Source organism: Methylocystis sp. Sn-Cys, assembly GCF_016745395.1.
GTDB classification, from domain to species: Bacteria; Pseudomonadota; Alphaproteobacteria; order Rhizobiales; family Beijerinckiaceae; genus Methylocystis; species Methylocystis iwaonis.
The window spans coordinates 356,297-376,646 of record NZ_JAERVJ010000003.1; the positions used below are offsets into that span (position 1 = coordinate 356,297).

17 protein-coding genes are annotated in these 20,350 nt (G+C 63.4%); 9 read left to right on the forward strand and 8 right to left on the reverse strand.

Going from position 1 to position 20,350, the window contains the following annotated elements:
- The first annotated feature begins 177 nt into the window (after window positions 1-177).
- The gene (gene dapA / locus JJT62_RS08805) at window positions 178-1,071 is read left to right on the forward strand and encodes a 4-hydroxy-tetrahydrodipicolinate synthase (RefSeq protein ID WP_202072338.1); all 894 of its coding nucleotides are present in this window, start codon (window positions 178-180) and stop codon (window positions 1,069-1,071) included.
- A gap of 9 nt (window positions 1,072-1,080) precedes the next feature.
- The gene (smpB, locus tag JJT62_RS08810; RefSeq protein ID WP_202072339.1) at window positions 1,081-1,557 is read left to right on the forward strand and encodes an SsrA-binding protein SmpB; all 477 of its coding nucleotides are present in this window, start codon (window positions 1,081-1,083) and stop codon (window positions 1,555-1,557) included.
- Between the two features lie 154 nt (window positions 1,558-1,711).
- On the opposite strand, the gene JJT62_RS08815 is transcribed toward smpB, so the two are convergent.
- Complete coding sequence (locus JJT62_RS08815; RefSeq protein ID WP_202072340.1) at window positions 1,712-2,323, reverse strand: NYN domain-containing protein; 612 nt, start codon at window positions 2,321-2,323, stop codon at window positions 1,712-1,714.
- 443 nt (window positions 2,324-2,766) lie between these two features.
- On the opposite strand from JJT62_RS08815, the gene rpoZ reads away from it, so the two are divergent.
- Window positions 2,767-3,153, forward strand: a complete 387-nt coding sequence (gene rpoZ, locus JJT62_RS08820) for a DNA-directed RNA polymerase subunit omega (RefSeq protein ID WP_165053578.1) — start codon at window positions 2,767-2,769, stop codon at window positions 3,151-3,153.
- Window positions 3,154-3,519: 366 nt separating this feature from the next.
- The gene (locus JJT62_RS08825; protein ID WP_202072341.1) at window positions 3,520-5,736 is read left to right on the forward strand and encodes a bifunctional (p)ppGpp synthetase/guanosine-3',5'-bis(diphosphate) 3'-pyrophosphohydrolase; all 2,217 of its coding nucleotides are present in this window, start codon (window positions 3,520-3,522) and stop codon (window positions 5,734-5,736) included.
- A gap of 193 nt (window positions 5,737-5,929) precedes the next feature.
- Here the strand turns inward: JJT62_RS08825 and JJT62_RS08830 are convergent, their stop codons facing one another.
- The 4 genes from JJT62_RS08830 to JJT62_RS08845 form a co-directional block, all read right to left on the reverse strand.
- Window positions 5,930-7,324: a cytochrome-c peroxidase gene (locus tag JJT62_RS08830; protein WP_246744785.1), complete on the reverse strand. Its 1,395-nt coding sequence runs from the start codon at window positions 7,322-7,324 to the stop codon at window positions 5,930-5,932.
- Window positions 7,325-7,594: 270 nt separating this feature from the next.
- On the reverse strand, window positions 7,595-8,443 hold the full coding sequence (locus JJT62_RS08835) for an MOSC domain-containing protein (protein ID WP_202072342.1): 849 nt from the start codon (window positions 8,441-8,443) through the stop codon (window positions 7,595-7,597).
- Window positions 8,444-8,723: 280 nt separating this feature from the next.
- Window positions 8,724-9,611, reverse strand: coding sequence for a GyrI-like domain-containing protein (locus tag JJT62_RS08840; RefSeq protein ID WP_246744786.1), 888 nt, complete (start codon window positions 9,609-9,611; stop codon window positions 8,724-8,726).
- A 91-nt stretch (window positions 9,612-9,702) separates the two neighbouring features.
- Complete coding sequence (locus tag JJT62_RS08845; protein ID WP_202072343.1) at window positions 9,703-10,026, reverse strand: hypothetical protein; 324 nt, start codon at window positions 10,024-10,026, stop codon at window positions 9,703-9,705.
- 132 nt (window positions 10,027-10,158) lie between these two features.
- On the opposite strand from JJT62_RS08845, the gene JJT62_RS08850 reads away from it, so the two are divergent.
- Complete coding sequence (locus tag JJT62_RS08850) at window positions 10,159-10,413, forward strand: hypothetical protein (RefSeq protein ID WP_202072344.1); 255 nt, start codon at window positions 10,159-10,161, stop codon at window positions 10,411-10,413.
- A gap of 113 nt (window positions 10,414-10,526) precedes the next feature.
- Here the strand turns inward: JJT62_RS08850 and JJT62_RS08855 are convergent, their stop codons facing one another.
- A complete protein-coding gene (locus tag JJT62_RS08855; RefSeq protein WP_202072345.1) occupies window positions 10,527-12,143 on the reverse strand; it encodes a carboxylesterase/lipase family protein in 1,617 nt (538 codons plus the stop codon).
- 219 nt (window positions 12,144-12,362) lie between these two features.
- Between JJT62_RS08855 and JJT62_RS08860 the strand changes: the two genes are divergently transcribed.
- Window positions 12,363-13,115, forward strand: coding sequence for a pyridoxine 5'-phosphate synthase (locus tag JJT62_RS08860; protein WP_202072346.1), 753 nt, complete (start codon window positions 12,363-12,365; stop codon window positions 13,113-13,115).
- 229 nt (window positions 13,116-13,344) lie between these two features.
- Here the strand turns inward: JJT62_RS08860 and JJT62_RS08865 are convergent, their stop codons facing one another.
- Entirely contained in the window at window positions 13,345-14,601 is a 1,257-nt protein-coding gene (locus tag JJT62_RS08865; RefSeq protein WP_202072347.1) for a DUF2336 domain-containing protein, read from the reverse strand.
- Window positions 14,602-14,709: 108 nt separating this feature from the next.
- Here JJT62_RS08865 and JJT62_RS08870 point away from each other — a divergent pair, with 108 nt between their 5' ends.
- Complete coding sequence (locus tag JJT62_RS08870; RefSeq protein WP_202072348.1) at window positions 14,710-15,384, forward strand: aldolase; 675 nt, start codon at window positions 14,710-14,712, stop codon at window positions 15,382-15,384.
- A gap of 20 nt (window positions 15,385-15,404) precedes the next feature.
- The gene (locus tag JJT62_RS08875; RefSeq protein ID WP_202072349.1) at window positions 15,405-16,388 is read left to right on the forward strand and encodes a hypothetical protein; all 984 of its coding nucleotides are present in this window, start codon (window positions 15,405-15,407) and stop codon (window positions 16,386-16,388) included.
- Window positions 16,389-16,802: 414 nt separating this feature from the next.
- Here JJT62_RS08875 and JJT62_RS08880 read toward each other — a convergent pair whose 3' ends face one another.
- Entirely contained in the window at window positions 16,803-18,296 is a 1,494-nt protein-coding gene (locus JJT62_RS08880) for an outer membrane beta-barrel protein (RefSeq protein ID WP_202072350.1), read from the reverse strand.
- Between the two features lie 341 nt (window positions 18,297-18,637).
- On the opposite strand from JJT62_RS08880, the gene JJT62_RS08885 reads away from it, so the two are divergent.
- Window positions 18,638-20,158: an FAD-dependent oxidoreductase gene (locus JJT62_RS08885; RefSeq protein WP_202072351.1), complete on the forward strand. Its 1,521-nt coding sequence runs from the start codon at window positions 18,638-18,640 to the stop codon at window positions 20,156-20,158.
- The last annotated feature ends 192 nt before the right edge of the window (window positions 20,159-20,350 follow it).

Sequence of the window (20,350 nt, forward strand, 5' to 3'; positions counted from 1 at the left end):
CTCTCTAATCATTTACGAAGCGTCAACCATACTTCCCGCCGCCGCGCTCCGGCCTCGCCCGAGACATGTAGGGCGCAGGTGGGGCTTTTCTCCCAAGCGCCCAGCGGCTATGAAGGGCGCTTCCATGATACGGACGCGAATACGGCGGCTGTGAGGCGCAGGGAAGTTCCTGATTCTATGAGAACAAAGCCTATTTTTCACGGGTCGAACACCGCTCTCGTCACGCCATTCGCCAATGGAGAGGTCGATTTCGAGGCGCTCCGGGCTCTCGTCGAGTGGCAGATCGAGCAAGGGACTCATGGGCTCGTGCCGGTCGGCACGACCGGTGAAAGCCCGACGCTGTCCCACGAAGAGCATGGCCGCGTCATCACCGAGACGATCCGCGCCGCGCGCGGGCGCGTGCCGGTCATCGCCGGCGCCGGCTCCAACAATACGCGCGAGGCGATCGCCATCGCCGGCCATGCCGAACGCGCCGGCGCCGACGGCTTGCTGATCGTCACGCCCTATTACAATAAGCCCAATCAGGAAGGGCTTTATCAGCATTTCAAGGCGATCAACGACGCCGTCTCGATCCCGATCATCATCTATAATATCCCGCCGCGCTCGGTGGTGGATATGAGCGTCGAGACGATGAAGCGGCTGTCAGACCTCAAGAACATCGTGGGCGTGAAGGACGCGACCGGCAATATCGGACGCATTTCCCTGCAGCGCGACGCGATGGGGCCGGAGTTCATCCAGCTCTCCGGCGATGATCTCACCGCGCTGTCCTGCATGGCGGCGGGCGCGCATGGCTGCATTTCCGTCGTCTCCAATATCGCGCCGCGGCTCTGCGCCGATCTGCAGAACGCCTGCCTGGCCGGCGATTACGCCAAGGCGCTGGAAATTCAGGATAAACTTGTGCCGCTTCATGTCGCGACCTTCCTGGAAGCGGGCGTGACGGGCGCCAAATATGGTCTATCGCTGCTCGGCAAGGCGCGCGAGGAAGTCCGTCTCCCGCTCGTTCCCTCGACGCAGCCGACGAAGGACCGCATCCGCGCCGCGATGATCCACGCCGGCGTGCTCCCGGCTTGAAGGTAATCCGTGGCCGCTAAGCAAGAGCCAAATCACAAGGTCGTCGCCGACAACCGCAGAGCCCGCTTCAATTATGAAGTCGGCGAGACCTTCGAGGCCGGGCTTGCGCTGACCGGCACGGAGGTGAAGTCGCTGCGCAGCGGCAAGTCGACGATCGCCGAGAGCTACGCCCATGTCGACCGGCATGGCGAGGCCTGGCTGGTGAACGCCAATATTCCGGAATATCTCTCCGGCAACCGCTTCAATCACGAGCCCAAGCGGCCGCGCAAGCTGCTGCTGAAGACGCGCGAACTCGCCAAGCTGTCGCAGGCCATTGAACGCGAGGGCATGACGATCGTGCCGCTCAAGCTCTATTTCAACGACAAGGGCCGGGCGAAGTTGCTGATCGCGCTGGCGCGCGGCAAGAAGATCCACGACAAGCGTGAAGTCGAGAAGAAGCGCGATTGGAGCCGCGAAAAGGGTCGGCTCATGCGCGAGAAGGGGTGAGCCCCTCTCTTCTCTCCCAATAGGAATGCAAAAAGCCCGGCCTAAGACCGGGCTTTTTTGATAAGAATCCTTTGGTTGGCACTTTCCCGGTCGGGCCGCCGCTTGCCCGCCCGGAATGACGCGGTTCGAGTGAGCCGCTCACGCGAAAACAGGATTACTCCTCGTCTTCCTCGTGTCCGACCGGAGCCGTCGCAGGCATGGGGCGGCGTTCCTGATAGCGCTGCATGCGCTCGGCGCGCTCGCCGGGATCGCGGCCGATCTTGCCGACGAGATGGATGAGGTCGATGAACTCGTCCGCCTGGCGGCGCAGCTCGTCGGCGATCATCGGCGGCTGGGTTGTGATCGTCGAGATCACCGAGACGCGCACCCCCTTGCGCTGCACGGCCTCGACCAGGGAGCGGAAGTCGCCGTCGCCGGAGAAGAGCACCATGTGGTCGATGTGCTCGGCCATCTCCATCGCGTCGACCGCGAGCTCGATGTCCATATTGCCCTTGACCTTGCGGCGGCCGAGAGAGTCGACGAATTCCTTCGTCGGCTTGGTCACGACGGCATAGCCATTATAGTCGAGCCAGTCGATCAGCGGGCGGATCGAAGAATATTCTTGATCTTCGATCAACGCCGTATAGTAAAAGGCGCGGATCAGGCGACCCTTGCCCTGGAATTCGCGTAGTAGACGTTTATAGTCAATATCGAATCCCAGCGATTTGGCGGTCGCATAGAGATTCGCGCCGTCAATGAATAGCGCAATTCGTTCGATATCTGCCATTTTTTTCTCGCGTTCAAGCTGTGTGTAACATTGCCTGATCTCTGTCGCCCGCCACGCGACTTTCGAGATCGTGGTGAGTGTTGGGCGTCCAATTTCAGCGCAACTGGCTCGGCTCTCGGGCCGATTTCAAATCTTTTAGGTTTGAAAGCGGCTTACCGTCGACTCACGTCGCCGGCGCGACCGCCATAGCGATTATTTGTCGAAGTCGAGACGCCAAAGCGTCATGTTCGATAAATTGCCGCTCTCGGGCGTGAGGTCAAGAGGATAGATACACTTTTACCATAAATGATTGCCCAAAAGGCGAAAAACTTCCAGTCTCGCTACAGTCGAGTTCGATTTCAAACGAAGGCGGGCGATCCGGAAGCGGCGCAAATGTGATTGATTAATCTGCATAGCTGTTGTAGCAGCGCTCTTCCCCCTCTTCAAGTAGGAGCCAGAGAAAAATGGCGCGCGTCACAGTCGAAGACTGCATCGACAAGATTGAAAACCGCTTCGATCTGGTTCTGCTCGCGGCGCATCGTGCGCGGCTGATCTCCTCCGGCCAGCCGATCCTGGTCGATCGCGACCGCGATAAAAATCCTGTCGTCGCCCTTCGCGAGATCGCCGAGACCCATCTGTCGCCGGAAGATCTGTCGGAAGATTTCATCCATTCGCTGCAGCGCCATGTCGAGGTCGACGAACCGGAGGCCGAGGCCGCTCCGGCGCTCACCCCCGCGGTCGGCGGCGATATCGAGGGCGAGGCGCAGTTCGACCGCATGACCGAGGAAGACTTGCTGCGCGGCCTCGAAGGACTCGTTCCGCCGGCCGAAGTCGAAGAGGACGGCGAGTAAGCCGCGTCTTCTTCAAGACAATCGGGTCAATAGCAATTGGCGTCGTGAACCCCAAAATACCTCCCCTTTACGGGGAGGTCGGCGGCCAAGGGCCGCCGGGTGGGGTTCGCGCCCAACGATGGCGGTGGGGCGCGAACCCCACCCGACCCCGCTGACGCGGGGTCACCCTCCCCGTAAAGGGGAGGGATGGGCTCATGCCCGGCGCTCGCCCGATTGCCGACCCTCTTTTTGCGCCGCACTAGAGGCGGCGGCGAAGCTGGGTTACACTTCTTCCTGAATCCCTGCGGCCTCGCGCCGCTTGTCGGGCGAAGCCGCGCGCAGAGCGCGCCATGCGGCGCCCGCGTTGCACTGCCGTGGCTTCCGCCCATGATGCGTCAATACGAGCTCGTCGAGCGCGTTCGGAAATATAATCCGAACGTCGACGAGGATTTGCTGAACCGCGCATATGTCTACGCCATGAAGGCGCATGGCCAGCAGACGCGCGCCTCCGGCGACCCTTATTTTTCCCATCCGCTCGAAGTCGCCGCGATCCTTACCGATCTCAAGCTCGACGATGCGACCATCGTCGCCGCGGTTTTGCACGACACGATCGAAGATACGGAGACGACGCGCGAGGAAATCGATCGTCTCTTCGGCGAGCAGATCGGCAAGCTCGTCGACGGCCTCACAAAGATCGAGAAGCTCGACCTCGTCTCCAAGCAGGCGCGGCAGGGCGAGAATTTCCGCAAGCTCCTGCTCGCCGTCGCCGACGACGTGCGCGTGCTGCTGGTGAAGCTCGCCGACCGTCTCCACAATATGCGCACGCTGCATTATGTGCCGCCGGAAAAGCGCGCGCGGATCTCGCAGGAGACCCTCGATATTTACGCGCCGCTCGCTGGCCGCATGGGCATGCAGCGCCTGCGCGAGGAATTGGAGGGGCTGGGTTTCCGGCATCTCATGCCGGAGGCGCATCGCACGATCGAACAACGCCTGCATGATCTGCGCACGAAAAACGGGCGCATCATCAAGCGGATCGAAGAAGAGCTGACGGGCGAGTTTTCGCAGCGCGGCATCGAGGCGGCGGTCACCGGCCGGCAGAAGACGGCCTATTCCGTCTGGCGCAAGATGGAGCGCAAATCTATCTCCTTCGAGCAGCTTTCGGATATTTTCGGCTTCCGGATCATCGTGGGTTCTGTCGAGGACTGCTATCGCGCGCTGGGCGTCATCCACACCAAATGGCCGAGCGTGCCGGGCCGCTTCAAGGATTACATCTCGACCCCCAAGCAGAATGATTATCGCTCACTCCACACCACGGTGATCGGCCCCGGCCATCAGCGCGTCGAGCTGCAGATCCGCACCGCCCAAATGCACGAGATCGCGCGCTTCGGCATCGCCGCGCACGCGCTCTACAAAGACGCCACCGGCGACGAGGGGCGCGAGGAGCTCGCCAAGGAGAGCCGCGCCTTCCGCTGGCTGCAGGAGACGCTCGAGCTGCTCGCCCATGGCGACAGCCATCCCGAAGAATTTCTCGAGCATACGCGGCTCGAGCTGTTTCAGGATCAGGTCTTCTGCTTCACGCCCAAGGGCGGGCTCATCGCCTTGCCGCGCGGCGCGACGCCGATCGATTTCGCTTACGCCGTGCATACGAAGCTCGGGGACTCGGCGGTCGGCGCCAAGATCAACGGCCGGGTCGCGCCCGTGCTGTCGCATCTTCAAAATGGCGACGAGGTGGAGATCATCCGCGCCGAGGGCCATGTGCCGCCCGCGGCCTGGGAGGCGGCGGTCGCGACCGGCAAGGCCCGCGCCGCCATCCGTCGCGCCACGCGCGAGGCGGTGCGTCAGCAATATGCCGGGCTTGGGCGTCAGATCGTGGAGCGCGCCTTCGAGCGCGCCACGCGTCCCTATTCGGAGGACAAGCTGAGGGCCGCGCTGACGCGTCTGGCCCGGCCTTCGGTCGAAGACGTTCTGGCGGCGGTCGGACGCGGCGAAATCTATTCGGGCGATGTCGTGAAGGCGGTTTACCCGGATTTCACCGAGGAGCGTAAGGCGCCGATGGCGCCGATCGCGCCGGGCGAGCCCGGCTGGTTCGGCGTGAAGGCCAACGCAAATGTCGTCTTCAAGGCGCCGGGCGCCGTGGGGGACGGCGCCGCCGGGGCCATCCCCATTCGCGGGCTGCGCGGGGATTCGCCGGTGCGTTTTGCGCCGGAGGGCGGCGCCGTGCCGGGCGACCGCATCGTCGGCATTTTCTCGCCGGGCGAGGGCATCACGATCTACCCGATCCAATCGCCCTCGCTCATGGCCTTCGACGATCAGCCCGAGCGCTGGCTCGACGTGCGCTGGGACGTCGACCCCGAAACCCGCGCGCTGTTCCCGGCGCGCGTCATCGCCACCGCGATCAACGAGCCCGGCACGCTCGGCGCGCTCGCGAGCCTCATCGGCGAGACCCACGCCAATATCGACAACATCACTTTCCGGGCGCATTCGCCGGATTTCCGAGAGATGACCTTCGATCTCGAGGTCGCGGATCTGAAGCATCTGACGGAGGTGCTCACCCGGCTGCGGGGATCCCCGCTGGTGAGCAAAGTCGAGCGCGTGATCGGATGACGCGCGCATTGCGGCTGGCGGGCCAATCCGCCGTCATTGCGAGGAGCATAGCGACGAAGCAATCCAGAGCCACGTTACGGCCCTGGATTGCTTCGCTTCGCTCGCAATGACGATCTTATTTGCTTTGATCGAGTTCCTATTCGACAAGAGAAGAGCGCCCGCTTAGCGCGGACGCTTTCATCATGCGCAGCGATCAGCGTTCATACGGCCCCGGGTCATTGGACGATACCCGCGGATCGCGTCCCCAGATTGGATAGCCGTCGGTCAGCGTCTTCAAAAAAGCGACGATCGCGGCTTCCTCTCGAGCGGTGAGGCCTAGGTTTCCCATCGTATCGGCGTTGACGTTTCGAGGAACCTCGGGAAGCGGCCAGCCTTTGATCCCGAAGCCCGGGTCGCGGTTGTCCGCCACGCGCCCGAGCGTGTCGCGCGTATTGTAGAAATGCGTGATCTGCTCGAGTGACTTGAAGACGCCATTATGCCCATAGGGCGCCGTGATGGCGATGTTGCGCAGGGACATTGTCTTGTGCTTGCCGATCTCCAGCCCCTGCGGATCGCGGGCCGCGATGTCGGGCCGGCCGCCCAATCCCTTATTGGGTTCGGGATTGCCGGGGATGTCGAGATTTCGCGGCGCGCCGATGTTGTCGTAGCCGTAGTCGGTGAACAGCGCCGGCGTCCACGACCCGTCGCGGCTCTTCTTGGGCGCGCTGACATGGCAGCTCGCGCATTGCGCTTTATTGTTGAAGAGATCGAGGCCGAGCCGTTCTTGCGGCGTCAATTCGATTCTGCCGGCCAAGAAGTAATCATATTTGGACGTGAACGGAGCGAAGGCGCGCGTCCGCTCGAAAGCGGCGATCGCCTTCCCCATGGCGTTATAGGCGACGTCCGTTTCCGCAGCGGATAGCAGGCCGGCGATATTCAGCCGATAGGCGGCCCAGAAGAGCGCGCGATAGGCGGCGTTCTCCTTCAGCCGCTCGATGACCGCGGCTTTGCTGGGCATCGCCATTTCCGCCGGATTGAGCGGCGGCCCGCCGGCTTGTTCGGCGAGCGTGGAGGCGCGACCGTTCCAGAACTGGCCGCCGACATAAGCCTTTTGCGTCTGGTCCCAATGAAACGGCGGGGTGAAGGAGGCGTAACCGGCGCTGGGCGCATTGAGGGCGCCGAAGGCTCCTGCAACCGAGCCGTCCGATACGGGGGTGCCTTTCTCGACATTATCGGCGTCGACAAATCCAGGCGCCTGGTAGGGTTGCCCGGTCTCCGGATTGATTGCCGGCGTGATCTGATGACACGTCGCGCAGGACTGGTTTCTTTGGAGGGAAAGATTGTTGTCCGAATATAGCTTCTCGCCGAGAAGGCGCTCCGGCCAGTTTCGCGTTTCTTTGTCCGGGTTGAAGGGCAAATGCTGAAGATTGTTCTGCAGCGCGTGCCGGATCGACTCGAATTCGCCCGGCGTCAGCAAACGCTCCAAAGCCGCCGCGGGTTGCGAAGATGACGCGATCAGGCCCGCCGCCGTTGCGGCGAGAAACATCTTCCGGGGATCGACAGCGCGCCACAGCACGCGCAGTAAGTAAAAATTGCTATATTTCTTCATGATACGCCTCCGCCAGTCGGCGTTGCTTCGAGAAGGCTGCTCACAAAGCCTCTGATGATGACGAAAATTGAAAAAGGTCAAAAAGAGGCTCTGAAATGAGCAACCTTGCGAGATTTTGCAACTTTATGAGGCGGAGTAATGGCTGGCAGACGTCGTTTTTATTCGCCGACAAAGAACTGCTGCGCTTTTGATGCGCGTTTTTCTGAGACGCCGGTGCCGCTCGACTTGATATTTCTCAATTCGAGCGGCTCCGGCGTGAGCAAAAAGCTTTTAGGCTTCTATCTCGACAGCATCGCCGCGCTTCAACGCGCCGCCAGAAATCACTCGGGCGTAGACGCCCACCGAGGGAAGCGCTTTGCCGGCGAAGGGGACATAGACCTTGTTCTGCAAGACCCCCTTGTGAAGGATGCCTAGGTCCTTCGGCAGATCGCCCTGGGCGAGCGTCGGCATGACGCAGCGGGGGCAGGGGTCGGTGATCTGCAGGCGAACCTCGCCGATGCGGATGGTTTTACCGACCCAGTCATTTTCGACAAATTCAGCCGCCGCGCCGGTGTCGATAACGATATTGGGGCGGAACCGCCGCGCTTCGAAACGGCCTTCGGGATAAAGCTCGCGCAAGCGATTGATGGTTCCGGTCGTCAGGAGATGCACGGTGGCGTAATCGAAAAAGGTGCCCGCCGGCGCGTCTGCGGCGACGGCTTCCTCGCTCACTTCGTTGGCTTCGCCCTCATTCTCGGGCCAATATTGCTCCAGCGTCGGTTTCTGATGCGCCGAGGCGCTGAGACGCACGCGGCGCGACAAGGCCGCCGAGAGCACGTCCTCGACGTCGGGAGCGTCGGTGCGGACCATTTGTCCGGACGGCAGGCTGATCCAGACCGGCGGAATGGACTGCGCATCGAGCGGCGACGCATAGGCGGCCCGGTAGAAGAAGAAGTCCGGCCATTTCTTGGGATTTTTGGCGCTGACCACCTTGCCCGTCTCGACGTCGACGAGCGCGAAGGCGCGATCGCCGAGCAGGCCCGCGGGCGTGACGACGGAAGCGGTCAGCTCCTCGCCCATCATGGATTTGACCGGATATCTCCAGACGGTGGAAACGGATAATGAGGGGGAAAGAGTCATGGCTGTCGCCCATCTTAAGTTGAGGCCGTGGGCGTCAATTGAAGCGACTTCGCTCGAACTCCTAGCGCCACACAGGGTAATTTCGGTTGGTCCAGCAGGGAGTTTGGGGGCGCTCTTAGAGAGCGGTCTAATGCGACCATGTCATTCCCGACGCTCGCGCAGCGAGCGATCGGGAATCCAGAACACAAACAACGCTCTTGTGGCTCTGGATTCCCGGTCGGGCTTTCAGCCCGCCGGGAATGACAAGGGCCCCAAGCGCGCTGTTCATGCGGAAACGCGATTACTTGAGAGGCAAATAAATTTCGGTCAGATGGCTCTGCTCCGGCGTATCGTGGTCGAGATTGAGATAGTGGAAATAGACCGGAAAATCGCGAAGCTCCTCGCCGCTTTTCGGTAGCCACTCTCGATAGAGCGCATAGACGCTGTCGCTGATCCGCTCCCGCGAGCCGGCGTGGATGGTCAGGGCGCAGCGCCCGCCCGGGATTGTCTTCGTTACGATCCCTTGCGGATTGGCGGGCGCGGGTTCCGTCAGCGAAGCGCAGATGTCGAAACGGAATTCGTCTGGCGGCGTGACGTTCGGGTCATTGTACGGAACGCCGTAAGTTTCGCACTCATTGATCGGAGAGAGGCCGAAGGCCTTCCGCCATTCGATGAAACGCTGCACCGAGGCGTTGAGCAAAGTGTGGGGGCCGCGATGTTCCAGCGCCGCGACCAAGACAGGTTCGACTTCAACGATTTTGACGTCCATTTCATTGGCCCTTTCACGAGGGGGGAGGGGAATGCGATAGCGTTCGCTCCACGAGGCCCAATCGGGCTTTTTGCGGAAGGCGCTTGGGGTTTGGCCCAGACTGTTCTTGAAGGCGCGGGAGAAGGACTCCGGATTTTCGAACCCGGCGTCGAGCGCAATGTCGATAATCTGCGCGCGCGGATTGAAGGCGAGCCGGTAGGAGGCGCGCTTGAGCCGCATGAGCTGAACGTAGCGGGAGAGGCTTATCCCGCAATATTCGGAGAACTGCCGGTGAAAGTGGAATTTCGAAAAATTGGCGACCGCGCTCAGGCGGTCGACCGAAAGCTTTTCATCGAGATGCTTGTCGATGTAATCGAGCACGCGATTGATGCGTTGCGCATAATCTCGTTCCTGGCGGGTCGCTTCTTGTTCCATACGCATACAGTAATGGAACCGGGCTTTTGCTTCCTGACCGAGATTGCTTTTTGCGTAGCAGGGGGCGCGAGCCGATCATGCCCTGCGCCCTTTATTGTCAGAGTTTGTCTGGCCGCTTCCGCCGCCCAGTCGAGATTCCAAGGATCATGGGAATGATCTGACTCGCAAATGCGCCGGCGACAAATGCTGCGATCCAAAGCTCCAGAGTTGCGCCGCTCAACGCGATGGTCAGATAGAGGCTCGCCGCCGCCGCGACGATGGCGATAAGGCCCATGAGGAGACGCGCCAACAGAGAGACGGGGCGATCAGGGGCTCCTGCGCGAAAAGCCCGGCGCAGAGCAGGGCCGGCGACGAGCCCGGCGACGGTCGTCCAGCCGACGTCGAAGCCAATGCGCGAGGCAAGCGCTATGTTCCCTGTCACCAATTCCAAAAAACTTGCTTCCCTGGCGCGCCACCCCCATTCGTCGCCTTCGAAAAGCGCCCAATTCAACTCTCGATCGCCATTGTCGATCGCGGGCGCGGTCGGACCAGCGCGAAAAGTCGAAGAGTCGAGTTGAAGAACTTCCCCGGCTTCGAGGTCATAGACGGTGCATTGTCCATTCGCGCATCGAAGCGCCAGGCTTGGCGAAGCGCGGCTATGGCCGAGCATTTGTCTATTTTCATCGATCGCGATCGCTACGATGGGATCGGCCAAAAATATTCCGTCGCCGTGCAACAGGCGTATTTCCCCGGGCCGACCATTCGGGAGCGTGATTTTTTCCGCGATGGTGAAGTAAGGAGAATGCGCCTGCACCCCGCCCACCTCTAAAAGCGAAAAGAGAGCGGCAATGAGCAGGGTCTTTGCTTGCAAGCCGAAGCCTCCTCAATCCAAAGACAGGAAACTACTCCAGTAATTCGCAATCGCCCTCAGCCCACTCGGACCTACTGCGTGAGGATTGAGGGATAGAGTGATTTCCAGAAGCCGCATTTATGCGCGCTCGACGCGTCGAAAAGTGCTGTCTCGCCGGGCGCGAAGCGCATCACGTCGCTATCCGCCGTGAAGAGCGGCCAGGTCGGCCCGTTGCCCGCGACCGGACGGCCGGTCTTTGCGAAGCTCGTCCAGTAGGCCGTCATCTGCTCGGCTACCAGCTTCGACCCGCCTTGGAGATCCGGCCCCGCAATTTGGCGCGTGTTGTCGAAATGCGGGAAGAGATAGGGCAGCTCCGACGAATGCACGGCGCCCATCTCGAAGCCCGGATTGGTCGTGACGGCCGGCGCGTTGCGATCGGCGAAAACGAACTCGTAGACGGGGACAGACTTTCTCAAAAGCTTCGCGGTCTGGAGATAAATGCAATTGTTGATGCCGACATCCGGACGGAAATCCGACCACACCGTGCCGAGAGCGGCAGGGGCCGAGGAGTAGTCGGCGAGCGGATATTTGGCGGCGATCGCGTCTGCGTTCTTGCCATAGGTCTGCGCGAGCTCAGCGACGTAATTGTCTTTCGTCACGGAGAGGCCCGCCTGAATGGCGTAAGCGACATAGAGTCGAAGCTCGTCGCGCGTGCCGCCCATGATGACCGGAACATGCACGAATTTCCCTTGAGGGATCGCTTCGGCGCCTGGCAGGGGCACAGTCTTCGTGCCGGTGACTGGCAGGAAGGTCACGATATTGCCGCCGGCGATCGTCACGCCGGCGTCGAGCAAATCCTTCACGGGCTTCTTGCGCAGGCAGGCAAGGGCGGTCGACTCGTCCTTGCAGTCGACGAGATCGGACATCTTCTTGCCGATCTCCTTGCCCTCCGCGACGGTCGGGAGCGGCGTGACGCAGCCCGCGCTTTGAACGATCGCCTTGTTGTAGAGGCCCTTCGTCTCTTCGGGCGCGAGAAGGTGCATGCAGACGCCCGCCCCGCCGGCGGACTCGCCGGCGACGGTGATATTGTTCGGATCGCCGCCGAAGGCCGCGATATTGCGCTTCACCCAACGGAGCGCGGCGCGCTGATCCTCCAACCCATATCCGCCGTTGTGATCCGGTTCGAAGGCGGGATGGGCGATGAAGCCGAAGACGCCGAGCCGGTAATTGAAGGACACGACGACGGCGTCGCCGGACCGCGCCAGATGATCGAGCGGATAAAGCGCGCTCGATCCGCCGACGAAGGCGCCGCCGTGAATCCACACGATGACCGGGCGTTTGCGTTTGTCGGCCTTTCCAGGCCAGGGCGCGGTCACATTGGCGTAGAGGCAGTCTTCGTCCTCGCTGGCTTCGGGAATGCCATAGCGCGCGGCCTGCGGGCAGGCGCTTTTATATTTGGTCGCGTCCAGAAGCCCGCTCCAGGCGCGCGCAGGCTGCGGCATCGCCCAGCGATGCTCGCCCGTGGGTGGCGCGGCGTAGGGGATTCCCTTGAACTCGCGCAGCCCGTCATGCACGACGCCGCGCACGCTTCCTTTATCGGTTTTGACGATCGCAGGGTCTTGTTGCGCCGCGAGAGCGCGCGGAGCCGGCGCGGCGGCCAGGAGTGAAAAAGCGATAAGGCTCGCAGGCCGACCGAAGGTAAAATTCATGCTGACCTGCCGCTGGTTGTCTGGAGACTTGGCGCGGCATTCAAGGCGGAAAGGATGCAGATTCGGTAAAGCTGCCGTTGTCGCTATTTGGCCGCCGTAAAGCGGCGGTCAGGCGAGCGGCGCGCCCCATGGTTATAGAGTTGGAGGGCGGTTGTTCCGACGCGTCGCCTCCACCCACGCCCCAATGACAAGCGCGCCATCCCTGCGCTATGAAAGCGCATGAGCGCCAAACCTCTCCGTCTCGGAATCAACGTCGACCATGTCGCCACCATCCGCAACGCCCGCGGCGGCCCCAGGCCCGACCCCGTGCGCGCGGCCTTGCTCGCGATCGAAGCCGGCGCCGATGGGATCACCGCACATCTGCGCGAGGATCGCCGCCATATTCTCGACGCCGACATGGCGCGGCTGAAGGCGGCGATCTCGAAGCCCCTCAATTTCGAAATGGCGGCGACAGGGCAGATGCTCGACATCGCCCTCGCCACCGCCCCGCACGCCGTCTGCCTCGTGCCGGAGAAGCGGACCGAGCGCACGACCGAGGGCGGGCTCGACGTCGTCGGCGGGCATGATTACCTCGTTCCCTATGTCGATCAGCTCGCGCGCGGCGGCATTCGCGTGTCGCTCTTCGTCGAGCCGTCGATCGAGGCGATCGACGCTTCCGTCTCGATCAAGGCGCCGGTCGTGGAGCTGCATACGGGCGCCTGGTGCCATGCGGTCGAGGTCGGCGATGCGGCGTTGGCCGAGCGCGAATTTGCGCGGGTGACGGCCGCCGCGGCCTATGCGGGCGAGCGCGGACTCGAAGTGCACGCCGGCCACGGCCTCGATTACGAGACCGCGCGGCAGGTCTCGGCGCTGCCGCAGGTGGTCGAGCTCAATATCGGCCATTTCCTGATCGGCGAGGCGGTTTTCGTCGGCTTGGCCGAGGCGATCCGCCAGATGCGCGAGGCGATGGACGAGGGGCGCGCCGCTCGCTGACAGAGTGGCGTTGACGCCCCTCGTGCTTCGAGACGCCTGCTGCGCAGGCTCCTCAGCATGAGGGGCTTCTACATCTATGCCAAACACTTAGGCCTCATCCTGAGGAGCGAGCGACGCTCGCGTCTCGAAGGACGAGGCCGCCTCGGGAGTTGGCCAACAAATTAGCGCGCCTGAAGGCGCGCGGTCCAAGCGCGCGGCCCCGGACCGCGCGCCTTCAGGCGCGCATTGATCACGCCGCGATCTGCATCAGCTCCGCTTCGAACGCCACGAGATCAATCAGCGGCGCCGAACGGGCCGGCACGCCGGAGAAGGCGGCGGGCGCCGCAACCTCGGGCGCTTGCGCCTCGGCGGCGATGCGCGCGGCTTCCATCCGGGCGTCTTCGAGCGCGGCTTCCATCTCGAAGCGGCGCAGCAGCGCCATCAGCCGATCGAGCTCGCCGCCGTTGATTTCGTCGCAGGCGGTCAGCACGCGTTCGATCATCATGAGCGAGAGGCGTGTCTCGCCGCCATGGATGTCGGCGTATTCTCTCTGGGCTTCGAGCGCCGCGCGGAAGGCGGGCAGGAATTTCTCCGGCAGTCCGGCGCGGCTGTAGAGCGCGGCGAAGCCGGCGCCGCGGAAGTCGCGCAGCAGCCCGGCGACTTTTTCCTCACGCAAGCCCGAAAGCTCGACCAGCGCCGCCTCGAAGAGGTCTCGATTGCCGCTGAGCAGCGCGCGCAGCACGAGGCTCGCGGTTAGCTGCTGTGAGGCGCGCAGATGCGAGACGAGATCACGGACGCCCTGGCGGCCGTCGCGCTCGGCGGTTTCCGTGACGATGATGACGTTCGCCTTGTCGCGCTCCTCCCGAGAGAGGCGCTCGGCGCGCTCATTGGTGAGCCAGCCGCACTCGACAACGAAGGCGGAAAGCGCCGAGGCGGCGGCCTTGACGAGATCGTTCCTGACCGTCGCCGGCAGCCAGGGGCGGGCGAGCAAAGCTTCGCGCATTTCGGCGTCGTCGCCGAAGCGCTCGATCATGCGGCGCATGGAGAATTCCGGGAGATCGGCGCCGGGGTTGACGGCGAGCGAAATCGCCGCCTCGCGCGCGCCGACTTCCGCCAGCGCGGCGCAGACGCCGGCCGGCACGCGGGCGCGCAAGGCGATGGCGCTCTGGGCGAAAGCGTCGCCGATGGCGGCGCAGTCGATGAGCTCGGCCTCGGTAAGGAGCGGCGAGCGCGACAAAATGGGTGCGGCAATATCCGACTGGTCGGCTGCAAGCGCGGAAACGATGGCGTGGGGCGCGTCGACAGCGCTCGCGACATTATCGGCAAGGGCGCGCCGCACCAGCGGCGAGGGGTCGTCGAGAAGCGACATCAGCGCGATTTCCGCCGCACGCCGCTCCTGCGGCTCGATGTCGCCGTAGAGATAGGCCCGCGCCAGCGCCCCGGCGCCCTCGGCCCGCTGCGCCGCATTCGCCGTCTGCGCCCAAGACAGGAAATTACGCACGATCATGGACGCCTCGGACCTCCGTTAACGCAGCGGCTTACGTAAACGAACAATGGCGATTTATGGTAAATTCTCGCTTAAACCTCGGCGCCACCGTCTGAAAAAACTTGGCAAATGCACTCAGTGCTCGTTCTTCCGGCCGATGGGCCGCTTCCAATGCGCGCGCTCGATAGCGGCGCAGTCGCGCTGTTGCTGCGCCTCGGCGGCGCGCTTTCTCGCGACGATGCGCGCACGCGGGCGCGGGCCTTTGTCGAGACGGCTCGGATGCGGGCCGGGCGGCCGAGACTCTTTGCGCAAGTCGCGCCTGTGACAGGCGCTGAGATCGACGGCGACCTCGAAGCAATCGTCTGCGCGGGCCTCGACGGCGTTTTCCTCGAAGGCTGCGAGGGGCGCGGCGACGTTCAGGGGCTTTCCGTCAAGCTTTCTGTCAGGGAGGCAGAGGCCGGCTTGCCGGCCGGCGCGCTGGCGATTGTTGCGCTGGCTGCGCAGACGCCGGCCGCCGTCTTTCAGCTTGGCCGCTACAAGGGCGCCTCGCGCCGTCTTGCCGCGCTGGCGATGGACGAGAGCGCGCTGCCGGGCGGCGCGCAGGCCCGGGTGGCGGCGCGGGCGCTTCTTGTTCTCGGCGCTGCGGCGGCGGGCGTTTCGGCCCTCGATGTGGCGCCAGCGTCAGGCGAGGGCGCGCTCGCGGCGCTCCGGCGTGAGGGGTTTGCGGGCGTCATCGCCTTTTCCGAGGCCGAGATCGTCGCGATCGAGGCGATCTTTGGCGGCGCAATCGACAAAAGGCCATGATCGGCGCAATAGAACGGGCGATGAGCAGAAAAGACTTCCGCAGGATTGGCCCTATTCTCGCCGTGGCGCTTGCCCTGCCGGCCGCGACCGATCCGGCGCTTGCCCGGCGCGGGCAGCTCCCGCCCGCGCCATCGGCCCCGTCGCAATCTCCGGCGCCGACGGCGCCCGCGAATACGGAAGGCTTAGCGACGCTGCGCTTGAGCGCGACGCTCGGCGCCAATGATTCGCAGACGGTCCGCTCCGGCATGGTGTGGCGCGTCTTCGAGGAGGCCGCCCAGCCGGATGGCTCCCATAAGCTCGTCGCGCAATCCGACGAAGCGACGCCGACCCTGCCATTGCCGGACGGCGCCTATGTCGTGCATGCGGCCTATGGCCTGGCGGGCGCGACGCGGCGCGTCGTCGTGGAGGGCCACAACGTCGCCGAGCGGCTGCCGCTCAACGCCGGCGGCTTGAAGCTCGTCGATATGCTCGGCGAGACGAAGATTCCATCGCAGCGCCTGGCGATCTCGATTTATGTGCCCGAGCGCGGAAACGCAGAAGCCAAGCTGGTGGTCGCCAACGCAAAAAGCGACGAGGTGATCTGCCTGCCCGAGGGGGCCTATCATATCGTCTCGACCCTGCTCGATACGAGCCAGGGCGCGCAGGGCGGCAATAATACGACAAACTCCGTCGTCACTGCCGATCTGAAGGTCCCCGCCGGCAAGCTGATCGAGGCGACGCTCAAGCATCACGCCGCCGCCATCACCCTCAAGCTCGTGAAGGCGCCGGGAGGCGAGGCGCTGGCCAACACCAGCTTTTCCGTGCTGACGCCGGGCGGCGACGTCATTCGCGAATTGATCGGCGCTTTTCCCTCGCTCGTCCTGGCGGAAGGCGAATATGTCGCCATCGCGCGGCACGACGGTAAAACCTATCAGAACACCTTCCGCGTTCAGTCGACCAAGGACGCCGACGTCGAGGTCGTCATGAAGGAAGAGGCGGCGCCGCAGGATGAGCGGCCGCAATAGCGAACGAGATGCGCTCGATTGGTTCGGCGCCATTCCCGACGCTCGCGCCGTTTGGACACGCAGGAAACCACCGCCGTCATTGCGAGGAGGCGGAGCCGACGAAGCAATCCAGGGCCGCATCGCCGCCCTGGATTGCTTCGCTTTGCTCGCAATGACGGGCTCTGGGCAAAACCAACGCTCTTGTGGCTCTGGATTCCCGGTTGGGCTTTCAGTCCGCCGGGAATGACAAATGGCGATCCGAGCTGTTCAAACGGAAACGGGAATCACTTTTGAGGAGCGACCATAGCTCGCGTCTCGAAGGACGAGGCCGCCGCGGAGATTTGTCAAAAAACAAAGCCGGCGACCGAAGGTCGCCGGCTGATTTTTTGGTGTCCCCGCCGCTCGCTTCGCGAGCGCCGGAGAGGCGCCTCTCGCTCAGAGCAGCGAGAAGGGGATGATCACGTCCATGTTGAACATGCCCTGCGAGGAGCTGCGAGCGATCCCGTTGCCGGTGTTCTGGCCGCGGAAGAAGGGCTGCGTGCCGTTGACCGAGGTGTCCCAACGGAATTCCGGACGCAGGATCAAGCCGGTGATGATCGGCAGCTTCGGCAGCTCCGGGGTGATCGTCGCGCCGAGGGTGAGCGCCAGATAGCTGGTGCCGACATTGGCGGGCCCGAACTGGCAGGAGTAGCAGGGGTAGCCGTGGAGGAAGTTCGCGGCGTCGAAGTAGCCGGGGAAGCCCGCGACGAAGAAGTTCTTGTTGTCGCGGTAATATTCGATGCGGCCGTTGATCTTGAGGAGGTCATTGACCTTGTAGGACGCATATTGCGCGATCGCGTAGGACTCGGCGCCCTGCGGCTTCTGCGGGAGCGCAGCGAGGCCCGGCCACGCCGGATTCACGCCGGCCGCGAGGGTGTCGAAGCTGCCGTAGAGATTCTGCGGGATGCCGGTGACCGTGGAAATCGGGTTCCAGCCGCTTTCACGATTATACGCCATATCCGTGATGAGCGTGAGGTTCTCCGTCACCTTCCACGTCGTCGTGAGGTTGGTGTAGGTGCGGTTCGCCGTATTCGGATCGCAGACGCAGGCGATCGGCGTGTTCGGCCAGGTGAGCGGCGTCATGCCGGGGAGGGGCGCGAAGGCGATGGCGGGATTGCCACGCTGCACGGGGTTTTCCGGGCCGTGGTGAACAATGCCGAGGATGGTCAGATTGCCGTCGAGCAGGTTGAGGCCGAAACCGCCATGGAAGGACGGCGAGTTGTTGTTGTCGCCCGGCCAGCCGATGAAGGTGTTCACGCCCGTGGTGACGCCCGCATAAACGTCGAGCCACTCGCGCACATGCGTCGTGGTCATCAAGCCGGTGTGAAGGAAGGGCCCGAAGTTGAAGATGTACGAGTGCGAGTAGAAGAGGTTGTCCTTCGCATACATCACCTCGGCGCCGTTATACGTCGGGAATATGCCGGCCTTTACGTCGACGCCGCCCTGCGAAATGTAGCTCGTCCAGGGAAGGTGCGCCTGGACGTTGGCCTCCAGGAAGCCGAACTGCGTGCGGTCGTGGATCCAGTAATCGGTCGTGCCGATAGTATGGTTGTAGCGCATGTCCTCGCCGATCTGGGCTTGGACTTTAAAGCCGAAGTCATAGGACGTCGCTTTGGGGTCGATCGGGCGCTGCACGGTCAGAACAGCGCCGTTGAACGTCGGCCAATTGGCGCGATCGGTGTAGAGATGGCCCCAGTTCAGCTTGTTGTAAGGCTGGTTGAAGTTGATGGCGATGCCGCCCTCGACATAACCGTCGATGGTGAGCGTATCGAGCCATGCCGGAGGCGGCGCGGGAACTACGGCCGCTTTCTTGTTCGGCAGGTCGGCCGCGAGGGCCATGCCGGCCGCGAGCGACGCCGCAGTCACAACGGGAAGACTATACCATTTCATGCCAGGAACTCCGGTCTGGATAAAAAACCTGCATGAATATCAGCTCCCGCGAAGACTTCGTTCAAGCTTATCCGAATTGCATTTGCCTAATGAATAGGCAAAGCTGACGGATTGTCCGGATATGTTGCTGTGATGTCACATTTTGACAGGACTGCAATCTTGAGAAATTTGCCTTTTGTTAACCGGCGTCGCCGCGGCAAAGGCCTCGACGACGCCGAGACGCGCTCCTTAATGATTGATTCGGCGAGGTGATCACAAAGGCTCGCTTGCCGGCCTGCTTCGCCGTCCCACTTTCTCTCATGGGCGGCCACGTTCAGGTCCGCGCAAAAGGGAGGCACAAAATGTCTGAAAGCGGACAGCCAGAGCAGCCGGATTTCGCCAAGGGCGTGGCGCTGAGCGCGCTCGATGAGGGCGTCCCGTTACGCGGCTCTATCGACGGCGCGGCCGCGATCATGGTCCGCAAGGGGGCGGAGGTCTTCGTCGTCGGCGCCGAATGCACGCATTATCATGGGCCGCTCGCCGAAGGGCTCATCGTCGGTGAAACGGTCAGATGCCCCTGGCACCATGCCTGTTTCAGCCTGCGCACCGGCGAAGCGATTCGCGCGCCGGCTTTCGATTCGCTGCCGCGCTGGCGGGTGGAAGAGGTCGACGGCAAAGTCTTCGCCCGCGAGCGATTAGCCGCCCCGATGACGAAACCCGCTCCAACGCGCGCGCCCAAGAAAATCGTCATCGTAGGGGCTGGCGCGGCGGGCTTTGCGGCGGCCCATAGGCTGCGCGCGGAGGGCTATGACGGCGCGCTGGAGATGATCGGCGCCGATTTACTTGCGCCCTATGATCGGCCCAATCTCTCCAAGGACTATCTCGCCGGGTCGGCACCGCCCGAATGGCTGCCGCTGCGCGAACCCGCCTGGTATCACGACAATGGCGTCGTGCTGCATCTGGGACGGCAGGCGACGGCGCTCGATGTTTCGCAGAAGCTACTTACCCTCGATGACGGCTCCAGCGTCGGTTTCGACGCCTTGCTGCTGGCGACGGGCGCGGACCCCGTACGCCTCCCGATTCCGGGCGCCGACCGGCCCAATGTCTTTTACCTGCGCCAACTCGCCGACGCCGACCGAATCGCCGCCGCTTGCGGCGGCGCATCCCGCGCGGCGGTCGTTGGCGCGAGCTTCATCGGCTTAGAGGTCGCCGCCTCACTGCGCACGCGCGGCCTTGCGGTCGATGTGATCGCGCCGGAGGCGGTTCCTATGGCGCGCATCCTCGGCCCCGAGCTTGGCGCGCATATCCAGCGCCTGCACGAGTCGCATGGCGTCGTCTTCCACCTCGAGGACACGGTGACGGAGATCGGCGACGGCGTTCTGACGCTGAAGAGCGGCGCCGCTGTCGCCGCGGACTTCGTCGTTATCGGCATCGGCGTGCGGCCGAACCTGTCACTCGCCGAGCGGGCCGGGCTCGCCGTCGATAAAGGCGTGCTGGTCGACGAGTATCTCGCGACGAGCGCGCCGGGCGTCTATGCGGCGGGCGATATTGCGCGCTGGCCGGATCGGATCACGGGCGAGCGCATCCGAGTCGAGCATTGGGTCGTGGCCGAGCGCCAGGGGCAGACCGCGGCCCGCAATATTCTGGGCTTCAACGAGCGTTTGGACGCAGCGCCCTTCTTTTGGAGCCAGCATTACGATCAGACGATCTCCTACGTCGGCCATGCGCCGCAGTGGGATCGCTGCGAGGTATCGGGCGATCCGGCCTCCGGCGATTGCGCCGTCGCCTATTGGCAGGGCGGCCGCAAGCTCGCGGTGGCGACGCTGGGGCGCGATCTCGAGAGCCTGCGCGCCGAGGCCGCTTTCGAACAAGCACTCGGTTAGGGCGGGCAATAAAAAGCGGCCATTCGTTGGAGCGAATGGCCGCTGGGGGCAAAGTGGCGATGACGCCCCTCGTGCTTCGAGACGGCCGCTGCGCAGCCTCCTCAGCATGAGGGGCTTCTGCATCTGCGCCGAACACTTAGGCCTCATCCTGAGGAGCGAGCGAAGCTCGCGTCTCGAAGGAAGAGGCCGCCT

Bases quoted from the DNA above. Each gene is read 5' to 3' on its own strand.
- dapA (WP_202072338.1), top strand. From the start codon at position 178: ATGAGAACAAAGCCTATTTTTCACGGGTCGAACACCGCTCTCGTCACG.
- JJT62_RS08815 (WP_202072340.1), bottom strand. From the start codon at position 2,323: ATGGCAGATATCGAACGAATTGCGCTATTCATTGACGGCGCGAATCTC.
- rpoZ (WP_165053578.1), top strand. From the start codon at position 2,767: ATGGCGCGCGTCACAGTCGAAGACTGCATCGACAAGATTGAAAACCGC.
- JJT62_RS08825 (WP_202072341.1), top strand. From the start codon at position 3,520: ATGATGCGTCAATACGAGCTCGTCGAGCGCGTTCGGAAATATAATCCG.
- JJT62_RS08830 (WP_246744785.1), bottom strand. From the start codon at position 7,324: ATGAAGAAATATAGCAATTTTTACTTACTGCGCGTGCTGTGGCGCGCT.
- JJT62_RS08835 (WP_202072342.1), bottom strand. From the start codon at position 8,443: ATGACTCTTTCCCCCTCATTATCCGTTTCCACCGTCTGGAGATATCCG.
- JJT62_RS08840 (WP_246744786.1), bottom strand. From the start codon at position 9,611: ATGCGTATGGAACAAGAAGCGACCCGCCAGGAACGAGATTATGCGCAA.
- JJT62_RS08855 (WP_202072345.1), bottom strand. From the start codon at position 12,143: ATGAATTTTACCTTCGGTCGGCCTGCGAGCCTTATCGCTTTTTCACTC.
- JJT62_RS08860 (WP_202072346.1), top strand. From the start codon at position 12,363: ATGAGCGCCAAACCTCTCCGTCTCGGAATCAACGTCGACCATGTCGCC.
- JJT62_RS08865 (WP_202072347.1), bottom strand. From the start codon at position 14,601: ATGATCGTGCGTAATTTCCTGTCTTGGGCGCAGACGGCGAATGCGGCG.
- JJT62_RS08870 (WP_202072348.1), top strand. From the start codon at position 14,710: ATGCACTCAGTGCTCGTTCTTCCGGCCGATGGGCCGCTTCCAATGCGC.
- JJT62_RS08875 (WP_202072349.1), top strand. From the start codon at position 15,405: ATGAGCAGAAAAGACTTCCGCAGGATTGGCCCTATTCTCGCCGTGGCG.
- JJT62_RS08880 (WP_202072350.1), bottom strand. From the start codon at position 18,296: ATGAAATGGTATAGTCTTCCCGTTGTGACTGCGGCGTCGCTCGCGGCC.
- JJT62_RS08885 (WP_202072351.1), top strand. From the start codon at position 18,638: ATGTCTGAAAGCGGACAGCCAGAGCAGCCGGATTTCGCCAAGGGCGTG.